Genomic DNA, 2487 nt, shown 5'->3' with positions numbered 1-2487 from the left:
CGGTCCGCCAGGTGCAGGACTACCACGCGATGACGCTGGTCGCCCCGGCGATCGCCGAGCGGTTCCGGCCGGGCCAGTTCATCGCGGTCGCCGTCGGCGGCCGGCACACCGCCCGGCTCGTCCGCCGCTGCTTCGGGGTGCACGAGGTCAAGTCCGACTACGGCGGCACCGTCGAGGTCGTGTTCGCCGACACCGAGCCCGGCACGTCCTGGCTCGCCGGGCTGCGCGCCCGCGACCAGCTCGACCTGCTCGGCCCGCTCGGCCGCCCGTTCCGGCTGCCCCGCGACCCGGTGAACTGCCTGCTCGTCGGCGGCGGGCCCGGCGGCGCGGTGCTGTTCGCGCTCGCCGACTCCCTGCTGCGGCGCGGCTGCCGCGTCCACTTCGTCCTCGGCGGCCCGTCCGCGAAGCAGGTGTTCGGGTCCCGGATGGCGCAGCGCATCGGCGACAGCGCCACCGTCGTCACCGCGGACGGGACGCTCGGCGAGCAGGGCACCGTCCGCGACGTGCTGCCCCGCGCCATCGACGAGACCGCCGCCGACGTCGTCTACGGCTGCGGGCCCACCGGCCTGCTCCGCTCGGTCACCCAGGTCGCGGGCGACTTCGGCCTGCCGTCCCAGGTGTCGGTCGAGGAGTTCATGCAGCGGACCGGCGCGTGCGGCATCGGCGTCTGCATGACGTGCGTCCTGCCCGTCCACGGCGACGACGGCGTGACCCGCATGGTGCGCGCCTGCGCGGACGGGCCCGTCCTGCGCGGCGACCGCGTCCGGTGGGGCGACCTCGGCACCATCCCGTTCGACGCGCTCGGGGCGCGCGCGTCCTGTCGCCCGGCACGCGCGGCATCACCGAAGGGAGCGACCGGTGAGCGACCGGGCGGCGAGCGACCGGCTCCGCACCTCGATAGGCGCCCTGGACCTGCCCAACCCCGTCCTGACCGCCTCCGGATGCGGCGGCACCGGGCGGGAACTGGCCCAGTTCTTCGAACTCTCCCGCTTGGGGGCGTTCGTCACCACGTCCGTGATGCCCCAAGCGCGCGCGGGACGCCCCACACCGCGCGTGGCCGAAACCCCCAGCGGCCTCCTGACCGCCATGGGGCTTCCCGGGCCGGGCGTCGAGACGTTCCTCGAACACGACCTGCCGTGGCTCATCGAGCAGGACGTCCGCACGGTCGTGTCCGTCGCGGGCGACAGCGTCGAGGAGTACGGCGACCTGTCCCGGCGGCTGCGCGGCGTCCCCGGCGTCGCCGCGATCGAGGTCAACCTCGCCGCCCCGAACGCGGGCGACCGCGGCGGGACGTTCGGCCGGCACCCGGCGGCCGCCGCGGCGGTCGTCCGGGCCGTCCGCGACCACGCGCGGCCCGGCGTCCCCGTGCTGGCCAAGCTCGCCCCGGACGCCACCGACATCGTCACCATCGCGCTGGCCTGCGTCGACGCGGGCGCCGACGGGCTCACGCTGATCAACACCATGGACGGCATGGCGATCGACCCGCACACCCTGCGGCCCGCCCTCACCGGCGTGTCGGGCGGCCTGTCGGGCCCGGCGATCCGCCCCGTCGCCGTCCGCTGCGTGTACCAGGTGCACGCCGCGCTGCCGCGCACCCCGATCATCGGCGTCGGCGGCATCGCCACCGGCCTGGACGCACTGGAGTTCGTCCTCGCCGGGGCGTCGGCGGTCGCCGTCGGCACCGCGCTGTTCCACGACCCCGCGGCCGGCCCCCGCGTCCTGCGCGAACTCGACGAGGCCCTCACGGCCCGCGGGATCGGGAGCCTGGCCGACGCCGTCGGGCTGGCCCACCGGCCGGCCGGATACGTGCCGCCGCAGGTGCGGCCCGACGAACCCGAGAAGGAGCGAACGTGACCGCCCCCATCGCCGTCGCGCTGGACGCGCCCGACCTGGAGACGGCCGCACGCTGGGCCACCCTGGTCACCCCGCACGTCTCCACCGTCAAGGTCGGCCTGGAGCTGTACCTGCGGTACGGCCCGGACGTCGTCGCGAGCGTCCGGGGCGCCAGCCGCGTGCAGGTGTTCCTGGACCTCAAGCTGCACGACATCCCCGCGACCGTGCGGGGCGCCGCGCGCGCCGTCGCGCGGCTCAAGCCGTCCTTCCTCACCGTGCACGCCGCGGGCGGCCCCGCGATGATCCGGGAGGCGGTGGAGGCCGTCCCGGCCACCAAGATCGCCGCCGTGACGGTGCTGACGTCCCTCGGGGACGCCGATCTGGCCCGGCTCGGCATCGAGGGCCCCGCCCCGGACGCCGTCCGGCGGCTCGCCGTCCTGGCCGTCGAGGCGGGCGCGCAGGCGCTGGTGTGCTCGCCGCAGGAGGCCGCGCAGGTCCGCGCCGAGGTCGGCCCGGACATCACGCTCATCACGCCCGGCGTCCGCCCCGCGGGCGCCGACGTCCAGGACCAGGCCCGCGTGGCGACGCCCGAGCAGGCCCTCGCCGCGGGCGCGGACCTGCTCGGCGCGGCCGTCCCATCACCCGGCGCCCCGG

General features: G+C 76.8%; 2 protein-coding genes and 1 pseudogene. All 3 read left to right on the top strand.

Going from position 1 to position 2487, the window contains the following annotated elements:
- A pseudogene (locus BJF79_RS37245) lies at window positions 1-809 on the top strand (dihydroorotate dehydrogenase electron transfer subunit); the annotation flags it as partial.
- Between the two features lie 49 nt (window positions 810-858).
- On the top strand, window positions 859-1854 hold the full coding sequence (locus BJF79_RS37240) for a dihydroorotate dehydrogenase (protein WP_075904463.1): 996 nt from the start codon (window positions 859-861) through the stop codon (window positions 1852-1854).
- On the top strand, window positions 1851-2487 hold a 637-nt coding region (gene pyrF, locus BJF79_RS37235), incomplete at its 3' end, for an orotidine-5'-phosphate decarboxylase (protein WP_075904462.1). The genes BJF79_RS37240 and pyrF, both read left to right, overlap by 4 nt.

The organism is Actinomadura sp. CNU-125 (assembly GCF_001942465.1).
Classification (GTDB): domain Bacteria; phylum Actinomycetota; class Actinomycetes; order Streptosporangiales; family Streptosporangiaceae; genus Spirillospora.
The sequence above is the reverse complement of the archived record's forward strand: the minus strand, read 5'-3'. Positions and strand labels throughout refer to the sequence as shown.